The organism is Kitasatospora sp. NPDC127035, assembly GCF_042726075.1.
In the GTDB taxonomy this organism is placed as follows: domain Bacteria; phylum Actinomycetota; class Actinomycetes; order Streptomycetales; family Streptomycetaceae; genus Kitasatospora.
On sequence record NZ_JBHXDN010000005.1, the window covers coordinates 204,098 to 221,060 of the forward strand.

Consider the following 16,963-nt stretch of genomic DNA (forward strand, 5'->3'; position numbering starts at 1 on the left):
CGCCGCTCACAAGCCCGTCTGCCCCGGAACCTCCGGGGCATGTCGGCCGGACCGCCGCGGACTTCACCGAATCGGACTTTCCCGGACCGGCCCCTGCGGGACCGGGCGGGACCGGGCGGGATCCTCCACCGCGTCCGCCCCACCACGGTGAGCCCGCCGCGATCAGCCGGGCTCACCGGTCAGTTCGGCCACCGTGTCCGGCCAGTGGGTCAGCAGGTGCTCGGTGCCCGGGGGCACCGCCTGCCAGGTCCGGCGCAGGAAGGCCGTGAGGTCGTCCGCCCCCAGGACCAGGATCGCCCAGCCGTCGTCGCCGTGGAACTCCACGCCCACCGTCCCCGGCTGCCACGGGCGGACGCGCAGGTCCCCGCGGCCCGCCGGGGCGCTCAGCCCCTGGCCGAACAGTTCCCTGGCCGCCGTCCAGCAGAGCCGCCCCTCCGGGTCCAGCGCCGCCTCGGCGCCGAACCCGACCGACATCGCGAAGGGGTCACCGGTGTCGTAGCGCAGCTCCAGCAGGACCCGCCTCAGCTCGGGCCCGATGATGCACGCCTCGACGACGTCCTCGATGATCCGGAACACGGGACCCCTCCTCCCTCGGTTCGCCACCATGGCTTCGCCCGGCTACCCCCGTCCGCCGAGTGAATGCCTACCGCACGGCGATCGGTTCGGCAACGGACGTCCGGCGGACCGGCCCGGGCGCCTCACTCCAGCCCGCGGGCCGAGCGGAGGCGGGTGGAGAGCGCGTCCGGATCGACGACCGGCGCCGGGTAGCCGGCCGGCGGGCGGTCCAGCCGCCAGGGGCGGTGCACGGCCCGCCCCCGGACGTCCGCGAGTTCGGGCACCCAGCGCCGCACGTAGGCACCGTCCGGGTCGAGACGGTCCGCCTGGGAGAGCGGGTTGAGCACCCGGTTCGGGCGGGTGTCGGTGCCGGTGCCGGCCACCCACTGCCAGTTGAGCTGGTTGTTCGCCAGATCCCCGTCCACCAGCAGCCGCAGGAAGTGGCGGGCGCCGATCCGCCAGTCCCGGTAGAGCGTCTTGGCCAGGAAGGAGGCCGTCACCAGCCGGGCGCGGTTGTGCATCCAGCCCTCGTGCGCGAGCTGCCGCATGCCCGCGTCGACCAGCGGGAAGCCGGTCCGGCCGGTCCGCCAGGCCTCGCACTCCTCGTCGTCCTCCGGGAGCCACCGGTCGCCCCGGTCGCGGTAGTCCCGGTGAGCGGCCTCGGGCCGGGCGGCCAGCACCTGGTGGTGGAAGTCCCGCCAGGCCAGCTGACGGACGAACGCCTCGGCGCCCTCGTGCCCCTGCCGCTCGGCGTCGGCGACCAGCTCGCCGACGGAGAGGCAGCCGAAGTGCAGGTACGGCGAGAGGCGCGAGGTGCCGTCGGCGCCGAGGTCGTCGTGCAGGTCGGCGTAGCGCTCCAGCGGGTACCGCTGCCAGAGCCGCCTCGCGGTCCGCTCGCCCCCGGGCGGCAGGGCGGGCGAGTCCGGCGCGGCGGTGGGGACGGGTTCGCCCGCGATCCCCTCGGGGGTGCGCAGCGCCCGCGGCGCGCGGTGGACGGTCCGGCGCGGGGCCTGCGACCAGGCCCGGAAGTACGGCGTGAAGACGGCGTAGTGGTCCTTGCCCGCCGGGGTCACCGCACCGGGCACGGCCACGGTGAGGGAGCCGTCGTGGACGTGCAGCCGGTCGCCGAGCTGCTCGCGCAGGGCCTGCTCGCGACGGTGGGCGAAGGCGCTCACCCCGGCGGCGACGTGCACCGAGGCGGCGTCCACCTCGGCGGCCAGCCGGGCGGTCGCGGACGCGGACCGTCCCCGGCGCAGGACGAGGCGGCCTCCGAGCGGGCGCAGCGAGGCGTCCAGGTCGGCGAGGCAGCCGGCGAGGAAGGCGGCCCGGTTGGGCGCGGCGAAGCCCACGGCGGAGACGTCCGGGTCGAGGACGAAGAGCGGGACGACCTCGTCGGCCGCGGCGGCGGCGGCGTGCAGGACGGGGTTGTCGTGCAGGCGGAGGTCCTGGGTGAGCAGAGCGATGGCGACGGTCATCAGTGGCGGCCCGGTGGTGGTGGTCTGACGGTGATGGTCTGGCGAGTGGTGGTCCGACGGATGGTGGTCCGACGGGTGGTGGTCGGGAGGTTGCTGTCGGGGGCCGGCTCCGGCAGGCCTCCGGGCAGGTGAGCCTTCCAGTCCGGCGCGCCGAGCGGGGCGCGGCGCGCCGGTGGCTCCCTGAACCGGGATGCGGCGCGCCCGGCGCGGGGCGGCGGGGCGCGGGGCAGCGGGGCGCGGTGGGAACCGGCGGGCACGGACCGGGGGCAGTGGTTCCGCCGTTCGGGTGATACCCGGCGGGCCGGGCCATCCGCCCCGCCGGCTGCCGCGAAGCGGTGGTGTCCGGTCCGGCGCTGTGGGAGGCGCCGGCCGGGCGGCGGGGGCGGGGTGCCGTGTCGAGTCGGTCCCCGCCCCGCCACGGCCCCGGTCCTGACCGGTCGGCGCAGGCCGGTCAGGACCGGGCCGACGTGTGCACCGACGTGTGCACCGACATGTGTACCGGCGCGGGCGTGCTCGGTGTCAGCGGCGGGCGAGACGGCGCTCGCCGCCCGCTCCGGGGGTGTAGGCGAGCCCGTAGTGCGCGAACACGGCCGCCTCGTCCTCGGCGGGCAGGACGTCGTCGACGCCGATCGACGGCGCCTGCTTGACCTGGGCCTTGGGGAACGCCACCCGGAGGTACCCGGGGCCGACGACCGCCCCGTCGAGCGGTACGAAGACCAGCCGCCGCCGGGACACCAGGCCGACCGTGACGGTCGCGAAGAACGGCTGGTCGCTGGCGGTCTCCACGTAGACGGACTCCAGCGCGCCGATCCGGTGGTCCTTCTCGTCCACGACGGCCTGTCCCCGCCACTCCCTGATGTCGGCCGTACCGATCACGGCGAGCATGGCGACCTCCCGTTGCCGCCCGCGTGCGGCGGCCCGTCGACTGGGCTGAGCCCCGGACCCTCCCATCCTGCTCCGGGGCGCCCCGGACCGCCCGCCGGGGACCTGCTCCCCCGGCCGGGAGCAGGAGCGCGGAGGGAGGCCGACCCGGCCCGCTCCGAGCCCCCTCCCCGGCCCCGCTCCGAACGCGTCCCCCGACCGCACAGGAGCCCCGAACGAGGACCAACGCGCCCATTTCTCACAACGGGGGGTGAACCGACCATCCGCCCACCGGGCCCCTCCCGAGCACCTACGCTGTGCGCCGACGGATCGTCAGATCATGGAGGTGCGGAGGCAGTGGTGGGCTACGACAGCATGTGGGAACCGGGCGAGCCCGGTGTCCCCGCCGACCTGCGCCCGGAGATCCCGCACCCGGCCCGGATGTACGACTACTACCTCGGGGGCAAGGACAACTTCCCCTCCGACCGGGCCGCCGCCGAACGGGCCCTGGCGGCCAACCCCGAGTTCAGATCGACCGCGCGCGCCAACCGGGCCTTCCTCACCAGGGCGGTGCGCAGCGTCGCCGCCGCGGGCATCGACCAGTTCCTCGACATCGGCACCGGCATCCCCACCGCCGGCAACACCCACCAGATCGCCCAGGCGGTCGACCCGGGCGCCCGGGTCGTCTACGTGGACAACGACCCGATCGTGCTCGCGCACGCCCGGGCCCTGATGGGCGGCACGGCCGTCGGCCGGACCACGGTGATCCAGGCCGACCTGCGCGAGCCCGAGAAGCTCCTCGACGCCGCCGAGGCCGAGAAGCTGCTCGACTTCGACCGCCCGGTGGGCCTCGTGCTGGCGGCCGTCCTGCACTTCGTGCCGGACCACCAGCGGCCGTACGACGCCGTCCGCACGCTGCTCGACGTCCTGGCCCCCGGCAGCCACCTGGTCCTCTCGCACGGGACGGCGGACTTCATCCCCGCCGCGGTGCGGGACCGGGTCACCGGGGTCTACGACAGGGCCACCGCACCGCTGGTCGGCCGCACCCGCGAGGAGGTGGGGGCGTTCCTCGACGGGCTGGAGGTCCTGGACCCGGGTGTGGTCACCGTGCCGCTCTGGCGGCCGGAGGGCACGCCGGAGGCCGGGGCCGACCGGGTCAGCATGTACGGCGCGGTGGCCCGCAAGGCGTGAGGCCCGGCGGGGCCGGAGGGCCGGACCGTGCGGGCGCCGGGGCGGGATCACTGCCGGTGAGCGGTCAGGTGGTCCGGTCAGACGGTCAGGTCGAGGCGGTCAGGTCAGGCGGTCAGGTCGAGGAGGTCCAGCAGCGGCGGGTCCAGTGGCCAGGGCAGCCCGCCGGGCGCGGCGGCAGCCGAGGCCGCGAGCCGGAGGGCGCCGAGCAGGGGCGGGCCGTCGGGCTCCCGGAGGCGGGCGGCGGGGAGCCGGGCGGCCAGCGCGTCGAGGGCCGCCCGGCGGACCGGCCCGAGACGGAAGAGGCCGCCGGTCAGGGCGAGCCGGGGGTCCGTGAGGCCGACGGCGGTGGCGGCGGCGGTCGCGCTCGCGGCGATCTCCTCCCCCGCGCGCCGGACGATCGCACCGGCGACCGGGCAGCCCTCCTCGGCCGCCGCCACCACGTCGGGGGAGAACGCGGCGAGCAGCGCGGCGCGGTCCGGACGCGGCTGGAGCGCCGCCGGGAGACCGGGCGCCGGGCCGTAGCGGCGTTCGGCCGCCGCGAGCAGCGCGGGCGATCCGCCGGTCCGCCCGTCGTACGCGCGCAGGGCCGCCGCCAGGCCCTCGCGGCCCAGCCAGCCGCCGCTGCCGCAGTCCCCGAGCAGCTGGCCCCAGCCGTCGGCGCGCCGCCAGCCGGTCTCCGCGCGGTAGCCGATCGCGACCAGGCCCGTCCCGCCGGCCACGGTCACCCCGGCGCCCGTGCCGAGCGCGCCGACGTGCGCCGCGACCGAGTCCCCGGCCAGCACCAGGCGTTCGGCTCCGGTGGCGCGGGCCAGCGGGCCGGGCAGTCGCGCCGCGAGCGCCCGGCCGAGCAGGGCCATTCCGGTGGCGCCGACGGCGACCGCGCCGATCCCGGCCCCGGGCGGCAGTCCGGCGGCGAGGGAGCCGAGTGCGGGGAGCAGCCGGCCGAGCAGCGCGTCGGCGTCCTGCCCGGCGGCAGCCGCGGACACCCGGGCGGCCCCGGCCACGTCGGCCGTCCGGGCCCCGGCGAGGTCGGCGGGCCACCCGGCGGGGGCGACGGCCACCCGGAGGCCGGACCCGCCGACGTCGACGCCCACCACCCAGGTGTCCTCGGCGCGGCCTGCGGAGGCGGGCCCCCGCCGCCGGGCGGTGGCGGGACTCCCGTGGTCAGGCATGGAGGCGCTGCGGGGTGCGGCCGCGGGTGACGGCCTGGCGGGTGCGGTCGAGGGCGTCGGCGGCGCGGGTGTCGAGGTACTGGGCGAGGCGGACGTAGAGGCAGTCCACGACGGTGAGTTGGGCGGTCCGGCTGACGGTCGCACCGGTGCGGCGGTCGCTCTCCCGGCCGGCGAAGGTGAGGACCCGGGTGGTGGCGGCGGCGAGCGGCGAGCCCGGGTCGCTGGTGAGGGCGACGGTGGTGGCGCCGCGCCGGGCGGCCTCGGTGACCGGGTCGAGGACCTCGGGCGTGCGGCCGGAGTAGGAGATGCCGACGGCGACGTCGGCGGGGGTCAGGTGGGCGGCGCCCATCAGGGCCCGGTGGACGTCGGAGCGGGCGGCACAGACCAGGCCGAGGTGCTGGAGCTTGTACTCGAGGTCGGCGGCGACCACGGCCCCGGCCCCGGCCGCGTACACCTCGATCCGGCGGGCCGAGGCCAGGGCGTCGACCACCGCGTCCAGGGCGTCGAGGTCGAGTTGGGCGGCGGTGTCCTCGGCGGCCCGGGCGCTGAGGCGGGCCACCTTGGCGACCACGGTCCGGGTGTCGTCGGCGGCGGTGACGTCCCCGTCGGCGCCGACCCGGACGGCGAACTCGTCCGCGGCCGCGACCTGGGCGGCGGCGAGGGCGAGCCGAAGATCGGGGTAGCCGCGCAGGCCGAGGGTGCGGCAGAACCGCGTCACCGAGGTGTCCGACACCCCTGCTGCGGCGGCCAGTTGACTGATGCTCAGGGCAGCTGCGGCGGCCGGGTCGGCCAGCACGCGTTCGGCGACCGCGCGTTCCACCGGCGATAGGGAGGGCAGCCTGCCCCGCAGTCGCACGATCAGAGCCTGGGCCGACGTGCGGTCCACGACATCCCTCCCACATCCTGTTGCCCACCGATGTTGCTCTTCCACATTCGAATAGTTCTGTGCGAGAATCCTCGACATCCCGACGGGTGTCAACCTCGGGTTCGTCCGAAGTGTGCCATCACCGACCCGGGAAGGAGACCGCGCCGTGTCCCGTGCCGCCGTCCTCACCACCCGGGCCCACGTGGACTTCTGCCGCGTCACCACCGCCGCCTGTCCGGCCGTCGCACCGCTTCGCTGACGCCCCGCGCCGCACCGGCCCACCGCCGCCGCGCGCCCACGCACCCGCCCCACCGAGGATCACCCGTGCCTGCCCCGGCCGTTCCCCCCGCACCCCTGCCCGCCCCCCTGCCCGCCCCCCTGCCCGCCCCACCGTCACCGGCGCCGTCACCCGCGTCCGAGCCGGCGGCGTCCCCGGCGAACCCGGCACCCCCGCCGCTGCGCGGCGCGTACGTCTTCGACCGCACGCTCGCCGCCGCCGACCCGGACGGCCGGGCGCGCCTGCTCGACGGGCTGGCGGCCACCGGCCTCACCACCCTGATCACCAAGGCGGACGCCGCCACGCCCGCCCTGTCCGCCGCCTGCCACGCGGCCGGACTCCGGCTGGTCGGCAGCGTGGCCTGCCTGAGCGACCACGCCGAACCCGCCGAACGCCGCCGACCCGACCTCCGGCCGGTGTCCGGCGACGGACGGCCGTGGCAGCAACGCGAGTGGTACACCGGCCTGGTCCCGACCGACCCGGTCCACGGCGAGCGGCTGGCGGAGCGGTGCGCCGGGGCGGCGGCCGGCGGTCTCCTCGACGGGCTGGTCCTGGACTTCCTGCGCTGGCCGCTGCACTGGGAGCAGGAGTTGCGGCCGGGCGCCCGGCCACGCGACGCCTCCTACGATCCGACCACCCTCGCCGACTTCACCCGCCGCACCGGGATCCCCGTCCCGGCCGACCCCGTGGCGGCCCGCACCGTCCTGACCGGCCGCCACCGGGAGCACTGGTTCCGGTACCGGCGGGAGGTCGTCACCGGCCTCGCCCGCACGCTGGTGGCCGCCGCCCGCCACGCCCGGCCCGGGCTGTGGACCGGCCTCTTCCTCGTCCCGGAGGAGGACGGCGCTCGTCGGACGCGGCTGGTCGGCCAGTCGGCCGCGGAGCTGGCACCGCTGGTGGACGCGCTGCTGCCGATGTCGTACCACGCGATCCTGCACCGCCCGCCGGAGTGGGTCGGCGCGGTCGCCCGGGCGGTCCGGGCCGAGGCCGGCGGCTCGCCGGGGACGGCCGTGGTGCCGATGGTGCAGACCACCTCGTCGGCCGCGCTCGCCCGGGGCGCCGACTGGGGTCCGCCGGTCACCACCGCCGGGTTCCGGGCGGCCCTGCACCACGCACTCGACGCCTCCGCGGGCGGGGACCTCTGCCTCTTCCCCGGCGAGGGCCTGGACGGACCGGGGCGGCGCGCGCTCACCGACGCCCTCGCCTGAGCGGCGCCGGCCCGGAACGCCCGGGTCCTCGATCCGACCGCACCTCGCTCCCCGCCCGGCTCCACCCCGCCCCGGGCAGAGCCGCCCCGACGCAGAGCCGCCCCGACCCGGCACGCCCCGGTCGGACCCGTCCCGGTCAGGCGCGTCCCACCTCCCCTCCGTCCGATCCGTCCCCACGTTTCCCCGTCCCCGCACCACCCCGGGAGCACCCGTGCACCACCTGCCGCCCACCGAGGCGCGCAACCCGCGCAGCACCGGCATCGACCGGCTGGACGCGCTGGGCGTCCTGCGGCTGATCAACGCCGAGGACGCCACCGTGCCCACCGCCGTGGCCACCGCGCTGCCCGCCCTGGCCCGCGCCGTGGACGCCGCCGTGGACGCGCTGCGGTCCGGCCGCACCGTGCACTACGTCGGCGCCGGCTCCTCCGGCCGGTACGCCACCCTGGACGCGGCCGAACTGCCGCCCACCTACGGGCTGGAGCCCGGCCGGGTGCGGGTCCACCTGGCAGGCGGCCCGGCCGCGCTCACCAGGGCCGCGGAGGGCGCCGAGGACAGCGAGGAGGCCGGCCGGGCCGCGCTCGCGGAGGCGGCGGCCGGGGACGTCGTGCTCGGCCTCGCCGCCAGCGGCCGGACCCCGTACGTGGCGGGCGCCCTGCACGCGGCCCGCGCCGCCGGCGCGCTCACGGTGCTGGTGAGCGCCGACCCCGAGGCGCCGCTCGCCGTCTTCGCCGACCTCCACGTCTGCGTGGAGTCGGGCCCCGAGGTCATCACCGGTTCGACCCGGATGAAGGCGGGCACCGCACAGAAGCTCGTCCTGCACGGCTTCTCGACGGCGGTGATGGTCCGTCTCGGCCGCACCTGGTCCAACCTGATGACGGACGTCGCCGCGGGGAACCGGAAGCTCGCCGCACGGAAGCTCACGCTCCTGGCCCAGGCCTCCGGCGCCGGGCCGGAGGCCTGCCGGTCCGCACTGGCCGCCACCGACGGCGAACTGAAGCCCGCCCTCGTGGTGCTGCTCGCCGACGCGGCCCCCGCCGCCGCCCGGGCCGCGCTGGCGGCGGCCGGCGGAACGGTACGGGGCGCGCTGGACGCGCTCCGCCCGGCGCCCGCCCGATGTCCCGGGGACCTCGCCGGCCCGCCGCTCGACCCGCCCGCGGCGCCGGTGCCGCCCGTACCGCTGCCCTCGCCGTCCCCGCCGCCTGCCGCCCGCCCGTGACCACGGGCACCCGGCCGGGGCCCGTCCCACCGAAGGACCGATCCCCATGCCGGCGCCGACACCCCGCCGCCGACCGCTGCTCCCGCGCGCCGCGACCCTGATCGCCTCCACCCCGCTCGTCCTCACCGCCCAACCGCCGGCCCACGCCGCCCCCGTCTCGCCCGCCTTCCCCGCCGACGGCGGCGCCGCCCGCGGCACCCGGTACGGCTACTCGGTCCGGGACCACCAGGCTTCGCGGCCTGAACCCGCGCCAACCCATCGCACTGACAGAGGAGTTCCACCCATGCACCGCCCCCGTCGCCTCGCCGCCGCACTCGCCGTCGCCGCACTCGCCCTGACCGCCTGCGCCTCCAACGGTCGGACCACCGGCTCCGCCGCCGGCGCCGCGCCCGCCCCGCAGGAACCGCTGCCGACCAGCGTCCCGGCCGGCACCGACCTGCGGATCGGTGACCAGAACGCCCAGTTGGAGGTCCTGCTCAAGGCCTCCGGACAGGACCAGGGAACCGCGTACAAGCTCGGCTACAGCGCCTTCCAGGGCGGCCCGGCGATCCTGGAGGCCTTCCGGGCCGGCTCGCTCGACCTCGGGATCGTCGCCGAGACGCCCGCCATCTTCGCCCAGGCCGCCCAACAGGACGTCAAGGTGGTCGGCGTCGCCCAGACCAGCCGCTCCGCCGTCCACCTCGTCACCTCGCCCGGCAACCCGGCCAGGACCGTCGCCGAACTCAAGGGCAAGAAGATCGCCTACACCGAGGGCACCACCTTCCAGCCCGCCGTCCTCAACGCACTCAAGCGCGCCGGGCTGAAGACCACCGACGTCACCCTCGTCAACCTCCAGGTCCTGGACATCCCCGCCGCCCTGCAGAGCGGCCAGATCGACGCGGCGGCGCTCACCGAGCCGCTCGCCTCCAAGTACCTGCTGCCCAACGCCGAGAAGGGCGCCCACGAGATCACCGACGACAAGGACCTCACCAGCGGCCTGCTGCTGCTCATCACCCCCGGCAAGACCCTCAGGGACCCGGCGCGGGCGGCCGCGCTGGCCGACCTGACCGCCCGCTGGACCAAGGCGCTGACCTGGCAGAACGCCAACGAGGCGGAATGGGTGGAGCAGTACTACGTGAGGAAGCAGAACATCCCGGCCGCCACCGGGAGCCAGATCTTCCGCAACACCGGCACCGCCGCGTTCCCCTCCTACGAGCAGGCCCTCACCGACCACCAGGCCATCGCCGACCTGCTCACGGCCGCCGGGGCGCTCCCCGGGAAGCTCGACGTGTCGGGCGAGTTCGACCGCCGCTTCGAGGCCGTCCAGCGCCAGGCCCTGGCCGGCTGAGCGACGACCGGCGCTCCCCCGAGAGGACCATCGTGACCGTCTCAACCCCGTCCGCTCCCGCCCGGCCCCGGGCCCCCGGCCGGTCCGGCCGGCCCCGCCGCACCCACCGACCGGTGGGCCGCCCGCGCCGCCGGATCCCGTTCGCGCGCGCCCTCGGACCGGTCCTGCTGCTCGCCCTCTGGTGGGTGGCCTCGGCCACCGGGCTGCTCGACCCGCAGACCCTCGCCCCGCCGGCCGACGTCGCCGCCGCCTTCGGCGACCTGGCCCGCAGCGGCGAGCTCCAGGAGCACCTGCTGGTCTCGCTCCGGCGGGCCGCCCTCGGCCTCGGTTTCGGGGTCGCCGCCGGACTGCTGCTCGCGCTGGCCGCCGGGCTCAGCCGGATCGGCGAGGCGCTGATCGACGGAACGGTGCAGCTGGTCCGCTCCCTGCCGATCCTCGCGCTGGTGCCCCTGGCCATCATCTGGTTCGGCATCGGCGAGGAGGTCAAGGTGATCCTGGTGGCCCTGGGCACCCTCGTCCCGGTCTACCTCAACACCCACGCCGCGCTGACCGGCCTGGACCCCCGGTACGCGGAGCTGGCCCGGACCGTCGACCTGACGCCGGCCGGGTTCCTGCGGCGGATCGCCCTGCCGGGGGCCGCACCGGGCTTCTTCACCGGGCTGCGGATGTCGGTCACGATCTCCTGGCTGGTGCTGGTGGTCAGCGAACAGATCAACGCCTCCAGCGGCATCGGCTACCTGATGACCCAGGCCCGCACCTTCGGCCGCACCGACGTCATCGTGGTCGGCCTGGTCGTCTACGGCCTGCTCGGCCTGCTCTCGGACACCCTGGTCCGCCTGTTCGAAAGGAGGGCGCTGGCATGGCGCCGCACCCTGGCCTGACCGCCGACACCTTCACCGGTGCGGACCCCGTCGGCGCGACGGACGGTCCCGCCGTCCGGCTGCGCGGGCTCACCCGCTCGTTCGGCGGCCGGACCGTCCTGGACGGCGTCGACCTCGACCTCGCACCCGGCGAGTTCACCGCGCTGCTCGGCCACAGCGGCTCCGGGAAGTCGACCCTCCTGCGGGCCCTCGGCCGGCTGGACGGGTACGAGGACGGCCGCCGGGCCGGTCGCCGCGGCGGCGCCGGCCGCGGCGACACCCCCGGTGCGACCGGTTCCGGGACGGCGGCCGTCCCGGAGCGCGTCTCGGTGGTGTTCCAGGACGCCCGGCTGCTGCCCTGGGAACGCGTCCTGGAGAACGTGGTGCTCGGTCTCACCGGTCCGGACGCCGGGGAGACCGGACGGACCGTCCTCGCCGAGGTCGGCCTGGCCGGCCGCGAGCGGGACTGGCCGGCCGTACTGTCCGGGGGCGAGGCCCAGCGGGCGGCGCTCGCCCGCGCCCTCGTCCGACAGCCCGAACTCCTGCTGCTGGACGAGCCGTTCGGCGCCCTGGACGCGCTCACCCGGCTGCGGATGCACGCCCTGCTGCGGCGGCTCTGCGCCCGGTACCGGCCGTGCGTGCTCCTCGTCACCCACGACATCGACGAGGCGCTGGCGCTCGCCGACCGGGTCCTGGTCCTGACCGACGGCCGGATCTCGCACGACCTGCGGCCGTCGGCAGGTACGGCGGGCGGTACGGCGGGCGGCGGGCACGTGAAGGGCCGCGGTGAGCTGCGCGGTGAGCTGCTGGCCGCGCTCGGCGTGGAGGAGTGAGACGCGGGCGGGGCGGCAGGGGCGGGCGGGCCGGACCACCGGCCGTCCCCGCCCCCGCCGCCGTCCCGTCAGACCGGGTCGGGCCGTGCCGGACGCCGTCGGACTCCGTCAGGCCGAGGCCGGGAGACCCACCAACTCGGCCGACCCACTGCGGTTGTGGCGCTCCTGCCAGAGCTCCAGCGCGCTGCGACAGGCGTGGTCGAGGTGGCGCACACCGGACAGGTCGAGCCGGACCGGGCGGTCCGCGGGCAGCCGTTCCAGGGTCTCCACCAGACGCGGCAGCCGCAGGAACGTGGCGTTGCCGTGCAGCACCACCTGGATCTCCTCGCCGTCGGAGAGGTCGGCGACCGTCACCTGGAGGTGCGAGGTGTCCCAGGCGCTCTTCAGCACCGCGAGGAGCAGGCCGAGCAGCACCCCTTCCAGCAGGTTGGTGACCACGATCGCCACGGCCGTGACGGCCAGGATCACCGCCTCGCCGCGGTCGGCCCGCCAGAGCGGGCGGAGGGAGCGGACCGGCACCAGCTTGGCGCCCGCGTGCACCAGTACCCCGGCCAGCGCGGCGAGCGGGATCGCCGACAGCGCGGCGGGGATCAGCGCGGCGAAGAGCAGCAGCCAGACCCCGTGCAACACCCGGGAGGCCTTCGTCCTGGCGCCGGCCTGGACGTTGGCGGCGCTGCGGACGATCACCGCCGTCATCGGGAGCGCACCCAGCACGCCGCAGAGGGTGTTGCCGACCCCCTGGGCGAGCAGCTCGCGATCGTAGTCGGTGCGCGGGCCGTCGTGCAGACGGTCGACGGCCGCCGCACTGAACAGGCTCTCGGCGGAGGCGATCAGCGCGAACGTGAAGGCCGTGCCCAGCACTCCGAGGCTGCCGAGCGCGGCGAGGTCGGAGACGCCGGGCAGGTCGATCACCCCGCCCAGGCCGGCCACCTCGATCCGGGCGACCGGGAGGTCGAACAGCGCGGTGACCGCCGTGGCGGCGGCCACGGCCACGAGCGGCGCCGGGACCACCCGGACCCGGGCGGGCAGCCGCGGCCAGAGCAGCAGGATCGCCACCGTTCCGGCGCCGACCGCGGCGGCGGCGAGCCCGCGCGGGCTGCCGGCGACGTCGGCGACCAGGCCCGGCAGTCCGGCCAGCTTCGCGGGCCCGCCGGAGGGGCCCTTCGCGTCGGCCAGCGCGTAGAGCTGACCGGCGATCAGGACGAGGCCGATCCCGGCGAGCATGCCCTGGACGACCGAGACGGAGATCGCCCGGAACAGCCGGCCGAGGCGGGCCGCTCCCATGGCGAGCTGGAGGAGGCCGGCGACCGCGGTGATCACACCGAGGGTCGCGAGGCCGTGTTCCTGGACGGCGGCGAACACCAGCACGGTCAGGCCCGCGGCGGGGCCGGACACCTGGAGGCTGCTGCCGGGCATCAGCCCGGTGACCAGGCCACCGACGATGCCGGTGACCAGCCCCAGTTCGGCCGGCACCCCGGAGGCGACGGCGACGCCCACGCAGAGCGGGAGGGCGACCAGGAAGACGACGAGGGAAGCGGCGAAGTCGGAGCGCAGAGTGCTCAGCCGAAGGGCGGGACGACGAGTCATCGGGTCCTCGGGAGAGTTGTGGTGTGGGGACGGTGGCGGTGCGGACGACGGCCCTGCGGGCCGTACGGCCGCGAGCGGTGCGGGAGCGAGGGGTGCGCAGACGAAGCACGGGGCCCCGGGCCGCGCGGACGCGGACGGTCCTGCTGCGGGCCGTCGCGCGGAACCGGCCTCAAAGCGGGAGGAAGAGGCCGGCGTCCGCCCGGTGCGCGAGCACCAGGCCGGTGTGGATCTCGTAGAACCAGCCGTGGAGTCTGATCTCGCCCTCGACCAGCCGCCGGGCGACGGCGGGGTAGCCGCGCAGCCGGTCGAGCTGGGTGAGGACGTGGCGCTGTACCGGCCCGGCCACGGTCGGGTCGAACACGTCGGCCTCGTCCGCGCGGAGCACCTCGTGGTCGGCGTGGCGCAGCCAGGCGCGGACGGCGGGCACCACGCTGAGGTCCTCGCCGCGGACCACGGCACCGACCGCGCCGCAGTGCGAGTGCCCGCAGACCACGATGTCGCGGACGCCGAGCACTTCGACCGCGTACTCGATGGTGGCGGTCTCGCCCGAGGAGCCGTCGGCCCGGTAGACCGGGACGATGTTGCCGGCGGTGCGGAGCTCGAAGAGGTCGCCGGGGTCCGCGTTGGTGATCAGCGTGGGGACCACGCGCGAGTCGGAGCAGGTGATGAAGAGGGCCTGCGGGGTCTGGCCGGCCGCGAGGCCGGTGAGCTCCCGGCCGGTGTCTCCCGCGCGCTGCGGGAACGCCCGGGCCCTGTCGATGAGCGGTTCCATGAGGGTGGATGCCTCCTTCGGTGACCCCCTCGGCCTCGGCCGGGAGGGGCGGTGGACGGGCAGGCACGTCGGAACCAGACGTCTCCGGTGGACGGACGGGTACGGGCCGTGGCACGGCGCGCCGAACAGCCGCGCGTCGATGACCCTCGGTGTCCCCCCGGTGACCTGATGCCGCGTCAAGACGAAGTAAAACACGGGTATGGGGAAGGCAAAAGCGCATACCGAGCACGGATCGTGCCGATCCGGTAAACATCCTGTTACCTCGGACGGCAGAGCGCGGCCCCGGGCCCGGCACGCTGGGGCGCAAGGCCCCGCGCACACCGCACCGACCTCGACGAGTAGTTGCGTTCCCGGCGGTACGCGCCCCTTCCGCATACGTACGCCCCCCGGAACGGAGGTACCGAGGGCCGGCGCCCCGGCCCGGGGCCGACCCTTGCGAACGACGACCCGACCCGCCGGACGGACCACTGCACGTCGGCGGCGGCGGCTCGAACACCCGTGCCCTTCAGCGGTGTTCGGCGAACACCCGCGCACGCGGCGACCGGCCCGGCGGGACGCCCGGCGGCGCCGGCCCGGGCCGCCCGGGTGGTGTCAGGGGGCCTGGCGGGGGCTCTGCACGAGGCCGGACTGGTAGGCGAGGGCGACGAGTTGGGCCCGGTCGCGGGCCTCCACCTTGGACATCGCCCGGTGGACGTGGGTGCGGACGGTGAAGGGGCTGACGAACATCCGGGCCGCAATCTCCTCGTTGGTGAGACCGGTGGCGGCCATCGCCATCACCTCGCGCTCGCGCGCGGTCAGGGCGGCGAGGCGCTCGGGCACGCCCGCGGGGGCGCGGGCCGGGTCGGGGTGCGCGAGGAGCTGCTCGATCACGGCGCGGGTGGCGGCGGCGGAGAGCAGCGGGTCGCCGGCCGCGACCCGGCGCAGGGCGCCGAGCAGCTCCGTCGGTTCGGCGTCCTTGCCGAGGAAGCCGCCGGCCCCGGCGCGCAGGGCCTGGGCGACGTACTCGTCGATCTCGAAGGTGGTGAGGATGAGCACGCGGGTGCCCGCGAGGTCCGGGTCGCCGCAGATCGCGGCGGTGGCGGAGAGCCCGTCGACGCCGGGCATCCGGATGTCCATCAGGACGACGTCGGGGCGGGTGGACCTGGCCAGCTCGACCGCCTCCCGGCCGTCGGCGGCCTCACCGACCACCTCCATGTCGTCCTCGGCGTCGATCAGCACGCGGAAGGCTCCGCGCAGGAGCGCCTGGTCGTCGGCGAGCAGCACGCGAATGGTCATCGGGGATCCTTGTCCTCTCGGGCGGCGGCGGTGCGCAGGGGCAGTTCGGCGGAGACCAGGAAGCCGCCGCCGGGGCGGTGGTCGGCGGTGAGCCGGCCGCCGACGGCGGAGGCGCGCTCCCGCATGCCGATCAGGCCGTAGCCGGCCGGCCCGGTGGGGCGGGGGCGGGCGGCGGGCCGGTCGTTGGCGACGGCGACCAGGACCCGGCTGCCCGTGTACGTCAGGGTGACGGCGGCGGCGGTGCCGGTGGCGTGTTTGGCCACGTTGGTCAGGGACTCCTGGAGGATCCGGTAGGCGGTCAGGTCGACGCCCGGGGAGAGCGGCTGCGGCTCGCCCTCGACGGTGAGCCGGACCGGCAGGCCGGCTCGTTCGAAGGAGTCGAGCAGATCGGGAAGCCGGCCGAGGCCGGGGGCGGGTTCGAGCGGGGCCTCGGGGTCGTCGGCGCGGCGCAGCAGTCCGACCGTGGCCTTGAGCTCGCGCAGCGCGGAGCCGGTGGCGTCGGTGAGGTGGCTGAGCATCTCGCGGGCCTGGGCGGGGTGCCGGTCGAGGAGGTGGACGGCGATGCCGGCCTGCGCGTTGGCGAGGGCGATGTGGTGGGCGACCACGTCGTGCAGGTCGCGGGCGATCCGGATCCGCTCGTCGGCGACCCGGCGGCGGGCCTCCTCCTCGCGGGTGCGTTCGGCGCGTTCGGCGCGTTCCTCGATGGCGGCGAGGTGGGCGCGGCGGTTGCGGACGGAGTCGCCGAGGGCGCCGGGCAGCAGGATCCAGGAGACGACGCCGATCTTGGCCCCGATCGGCCCGTCGGGCTCGTTGATCGCGGTGACGATGGTGACCAGCACGGCCACCACGCCGGTGGCGATCCGGGCGGTGGTGCGGTCGGTGTGCACCGCGACGAAGTACAGCGCGGCCACGAGCGGGGCGATCAGGCCAGGGGTGAGCTGGACCACGGTGAAGCAGATCGCCAGGCCGCCGACGAGGGTCGCCGCGAGGACCGCCCAGGGGCGGCGCCGGTGGGCGAGGACGGCGGCGCTGGAGAGGACGGCCAGGGTGAGGGCGGCCGGATCGGGCTCCAGGTGGTTGCCGAAGCGATCGGTCATGGTCGACCCGGCGGTGACGACGAGCAGCCCGAGCGTGAGCAGCGCGTCGAGCAGGCGGGGGTAGCGGCGGGCCCGGCGCAGCCAGGTGTCGGTCATGCTCGCATCTCCAGGTCCGGGGGTGCCCTGGCGGCTCCCCCGGCCGGGGGTGCCAGTTCGGTACGTCGCGCGGAGGCGGTGGGGCGGGTGCGTCGGGTGCGTCGGGTGGGGCGGGCGTGGCGGTTTCGGTGGCGCGGTTCGACGGCGTGGTTCGTACCAGTTTGACCGGTCGGGCCGTCGGAACGGAGGCCGGGGCGGCCTCCCGCCTGTGAGACCGGTGACACCCGGGCCGTCCGGGCCGTCCGGAGCGCCCCGGACGGCCCGGGACGCGGCCCCGTCGTGGCCCCCGGCATCAC

The 16,963-nt window shown here is 76.5% G+C and carries 15 protein-coding genes; 6 read left to right on the forward strand and 9 right to left on the reverse strand.

The window, feature by feature from the left end; genetic code table 11:
* Positions 1-162: 162 nt before the first annotated feature.
* From ACFWIC_RS05000 to ACFWIC_RS05010, 3 genes are all read right to left on the reverse strand, one after another.
* Positions 163-576, reverse strand: coding sequence for an SsgA family sporulation/cell division regulator (locus ACFWIC_RS05000; RefSeq protein ID WP_329881187.1), 414 nt, complete (start codon positions 574-576; stop codon positions 163-165).
* Between the two features lie 122 nt (positions 577-698).
* The gene (locus ACFWIC_RS05005) at positions 699-2,030 is read right to left on the reverse strand and encodes a deoxyribodipyrimidine photo-lyase (protein WP_329951823.1); all 1,332 of its coding nucleotides are present in this window, start codon (positions 2,028-2,030) and stop codon (positions 699-701) included.
* Between the two features lie 519 nt (positions 2,031-2,549).
* On the reverse strand, positions 2,550-2,906 hold the full coding sequence (locus tag ACFWIC_RS05010) for a PRC-barrel domain-containing protein (RefSeq protein WP_329881329.1): 357 nt from the start codon (positions 2,904-2,906) through the stop codon (positions 2,550-2,552).
* Between the two features lie 345 nt (positions 2,907-3,251).
* Between ACFWIC_RS05010 and ACFWIC_RS05015 the strand changes: the two genes are divergently transcribed.
* A complete protein-coding gene (locus ACFWIC_RS05015; protein WP_355404887.1) occupies positions 3,252-4,082 on the forward strand; it encodes an SAM-dependent methyltransferase in 831 nt (276 codons plus the stop codon).
* Between the two features lie 104 nt (positions 4,083-4,186).
* Here the strand turns inward: ACFWIC_RS05015 and ACFWIC_RS05020 are convergent, their stop codons facing one another.
* Together ACFWIC_RS05020 and ACFWIC_RS05025 are read right to left on the reverse strand one after the other, a co-directional pair.
* Positions 4,187-5,254, reverse strand: a complete 1,068-nt coding sequence (locus tag ACFWIC_RS05020) for a BadF/BadG/BcrA/BcrD ATPase family protein (RefSeq protein ID WP_329951825.1) — start codon at positions 5,252-5,254, stop codon at positions 4,187-4,189.
* A complete protein-coding gene (locus ACFWIC_RS05025; RefSeq protein WP_380515887.1) occupies positions 5,247-6,140 on the reverse strand; it encodes a MurR/RpiR family transcriptional regulator in 894 nt (297 codons plus the stop codon). The genes ACFWIC_RS05020 and ACFWIC_RS05025 overlap by 8 nt, the downstream gene beginning before the upstream one ends.
* A gap of 303 nt (positions 6,141-6,443) precedes the next feature.
* Here ACFWIC_RS05025 and ACFWIC_RS05030 point away from each other — a divergent pair, with 303 nt between their 5' ends.
* From ACFWIC_RS05030 to ACFWIC_RS05050, 5 genes are all read left to right on the forward strand, one after another.
* Complete coding sequence (locus tag ACFWIC_RS05030; RefSeq protein WP_380515890.1) at positions 6,444-7,604, forward strand: hypothetical protein; 1,161 nt, start codon at positions 6,444-6,446, stop codon at positions 7,602-7,604.
* A gap of 211 nt (positions 7,605-7,815) precedes the next feature.
* Positions 7,816-8,820, forward strand: a complete 1,005-nt coding sequence (locus ACFWIC_RS05035) for an N-acetylmuramic acid 6-phosphate etherase (protein WP_380515893.1) — start codon at positions 7,816-7,818, stop codon at positions 8,818-8,820.
* 283 nt (positions 8,821-9,103) lie between these two features.
* A complete protein-coding gene (locus tag ACFWIC_RS05040; protein WP_380515896.1) occupies positions 9,104-10,147 on the forward strand; it encodes an ABC transporter substrate-binding protein in 1,044 nt (347 codons plus the stop codon).
* A gap of 32 nt (positions 10,148-10,179) precedes the next feature.
* A complete protein-coding gene (locus tag ACFWIC_RS05045; protein WP_380515899.1) occupies positions 10,180-11,028 on the forward strand; it encodes an ABC transporter permease in 849 nt (282 codons plus the stop codon).
* Positions 11,007-11,840: an ABC transporter ATP-binding protein gene (locus ACFWIC_RS05050; protein WP_380515902.1), complete on the forward strand. Its 834-nt coding sequence runs from the start codon at positions 11,007-11,009 to the stop codon at positions 11,838-11,840. The genes ACFWIC_RS05045 and ACFWIC_RS05050 overlap by 22 nt, the downstream gene beginning before the upstream one ends.
* A gap of 108 nt (positions 11,841-11,948) precedes the next feature.
* Here the strand turns inward: ACFWIC_RS05050 and ACFWIC_RS05055 are convergent, their stop codons facing one another.
* The 4 genes from ACFWIC_RS05055 to ACFWIC_RS05070 all read right to left on the reverse strand — a co-directional run bounded on the left by ACFWIC_RS05055 (position 11,949) and on the right by ACFWIC_RS05070 (position 16,667).
* On the reverse strand, positions 11,949-13,427 hold the full coding sequence (locus ACFWIC_RS05055; RefSeq protein ID WP_380360118.1) for a SulP family inorganic anion transporter: 1,479 nt from the start codon (positions 13,425-13,427) through the stop codon (positions 11,949-11,951).
* Positions 13,428-13,596: 169 nt separating this feature from the next.
* A complete protein-coding gene (locus tag ACFWIC_RS05060) occupies positions 13,597-14,199 on the reverse strand; it encodes a carbonic anhydrase (protein ID WP_329881201.1) in 603 nt (200 codons plus the stop codon).
* Positions 14,200-14,790: 591 nt separating this feature from the next.
* Positions 14,791-15,474: a response regulator transcription factor gene (locus ACFWIC_RS05065; RefSeq protein WP_329881203.1), complete on the reverse strand. Its 684-nt coding sequence runs from the start codon at positions 15,472-15,474 to the stop codon at positions 14,791-14,793.
* Positions 15,471-16,667, reverse strand: a complete 1,197-nt coding sequence (locus ACFWIC_RS05070; RefSeq protein ID WP_329881205.1) for a sensor histidine kinase — start codon at positions 16,665-16,667, stop codon at positions 15,471-15,473. The genes ACFWIC_RS05065 and ACFWIC_RS05070 overlap by 4 nt, the downstream gene beginning before the upstream one ends.
* Positions 16,668-16,963: the final 296 nt, after the last annotated feature.

What these genes read in the sequence shown, in the direction of transcription:
- ACFWIC_RS05040 (WP_380515896.1), top strand. Translation starts at nt 9,104, where the DNA reads ATGCACCGCCCCCGTCGCCTCGCCGCCGCACTCGCCGTCGCCGCACTC.
- ACFWIC_RS05060 (WP_329881201.1), bottom strand. Translation starts at nt 14,199, where the DNA reads ATGGAACCGCTCATCGACAGGGCCCGGGCGTTCCCGCAGCGCGCGGGA.
- ACFWIC_RS05020 (WP_329951825.1), bottom strand. Translation starts at nt 5,254, where the DNA reads ATGCCTGACCACGGGAGTCCCGCCACCGCCCGGCGGCGGGGGCCCGCC.
- ACFWIC_RS05005 (WP_329951823.1), bottom strand. Translation starts at nt 2,030, where the DNA reads ATGACCGTCGCCATCGCTCTGCTCACCCAGGACCTCCGCCTGCACGAC.
- ACFWIC_RS05055 (WP_380360118.1), bottom strand. Translation starts at nt 13,427, where the DNA reads ATGACTCGTCGTCCCGCCCTTCGGCTGAGCACTCTGCGCTCCGACTTC.
- ACFWIC_RS05065 (WP_329881203.1), bottom strand. Translation starts at nt 15,474, where the DNA reads ATGACCATTCGCGTGCTGCTCGCCGACGACCAGGCGCTCCTGCGCGGA.
- ACFWIC_RS05050 (WP_380515902.1), top strand. Translation starts at nt 11,007, where the DNA reads ATGGCGCCGCACCCTGGCCTGACCGCCGACACCTTCACCGGTGCGGAC.
- ACFWIC_RS05070 (WP_329881205.1), bottom strand. Translation starts at nt 16,667, where the DNA reads ATGACCGACACCTGGCTGCGCCGGGCCCGCCGCTACCCCCGCCTGCTC.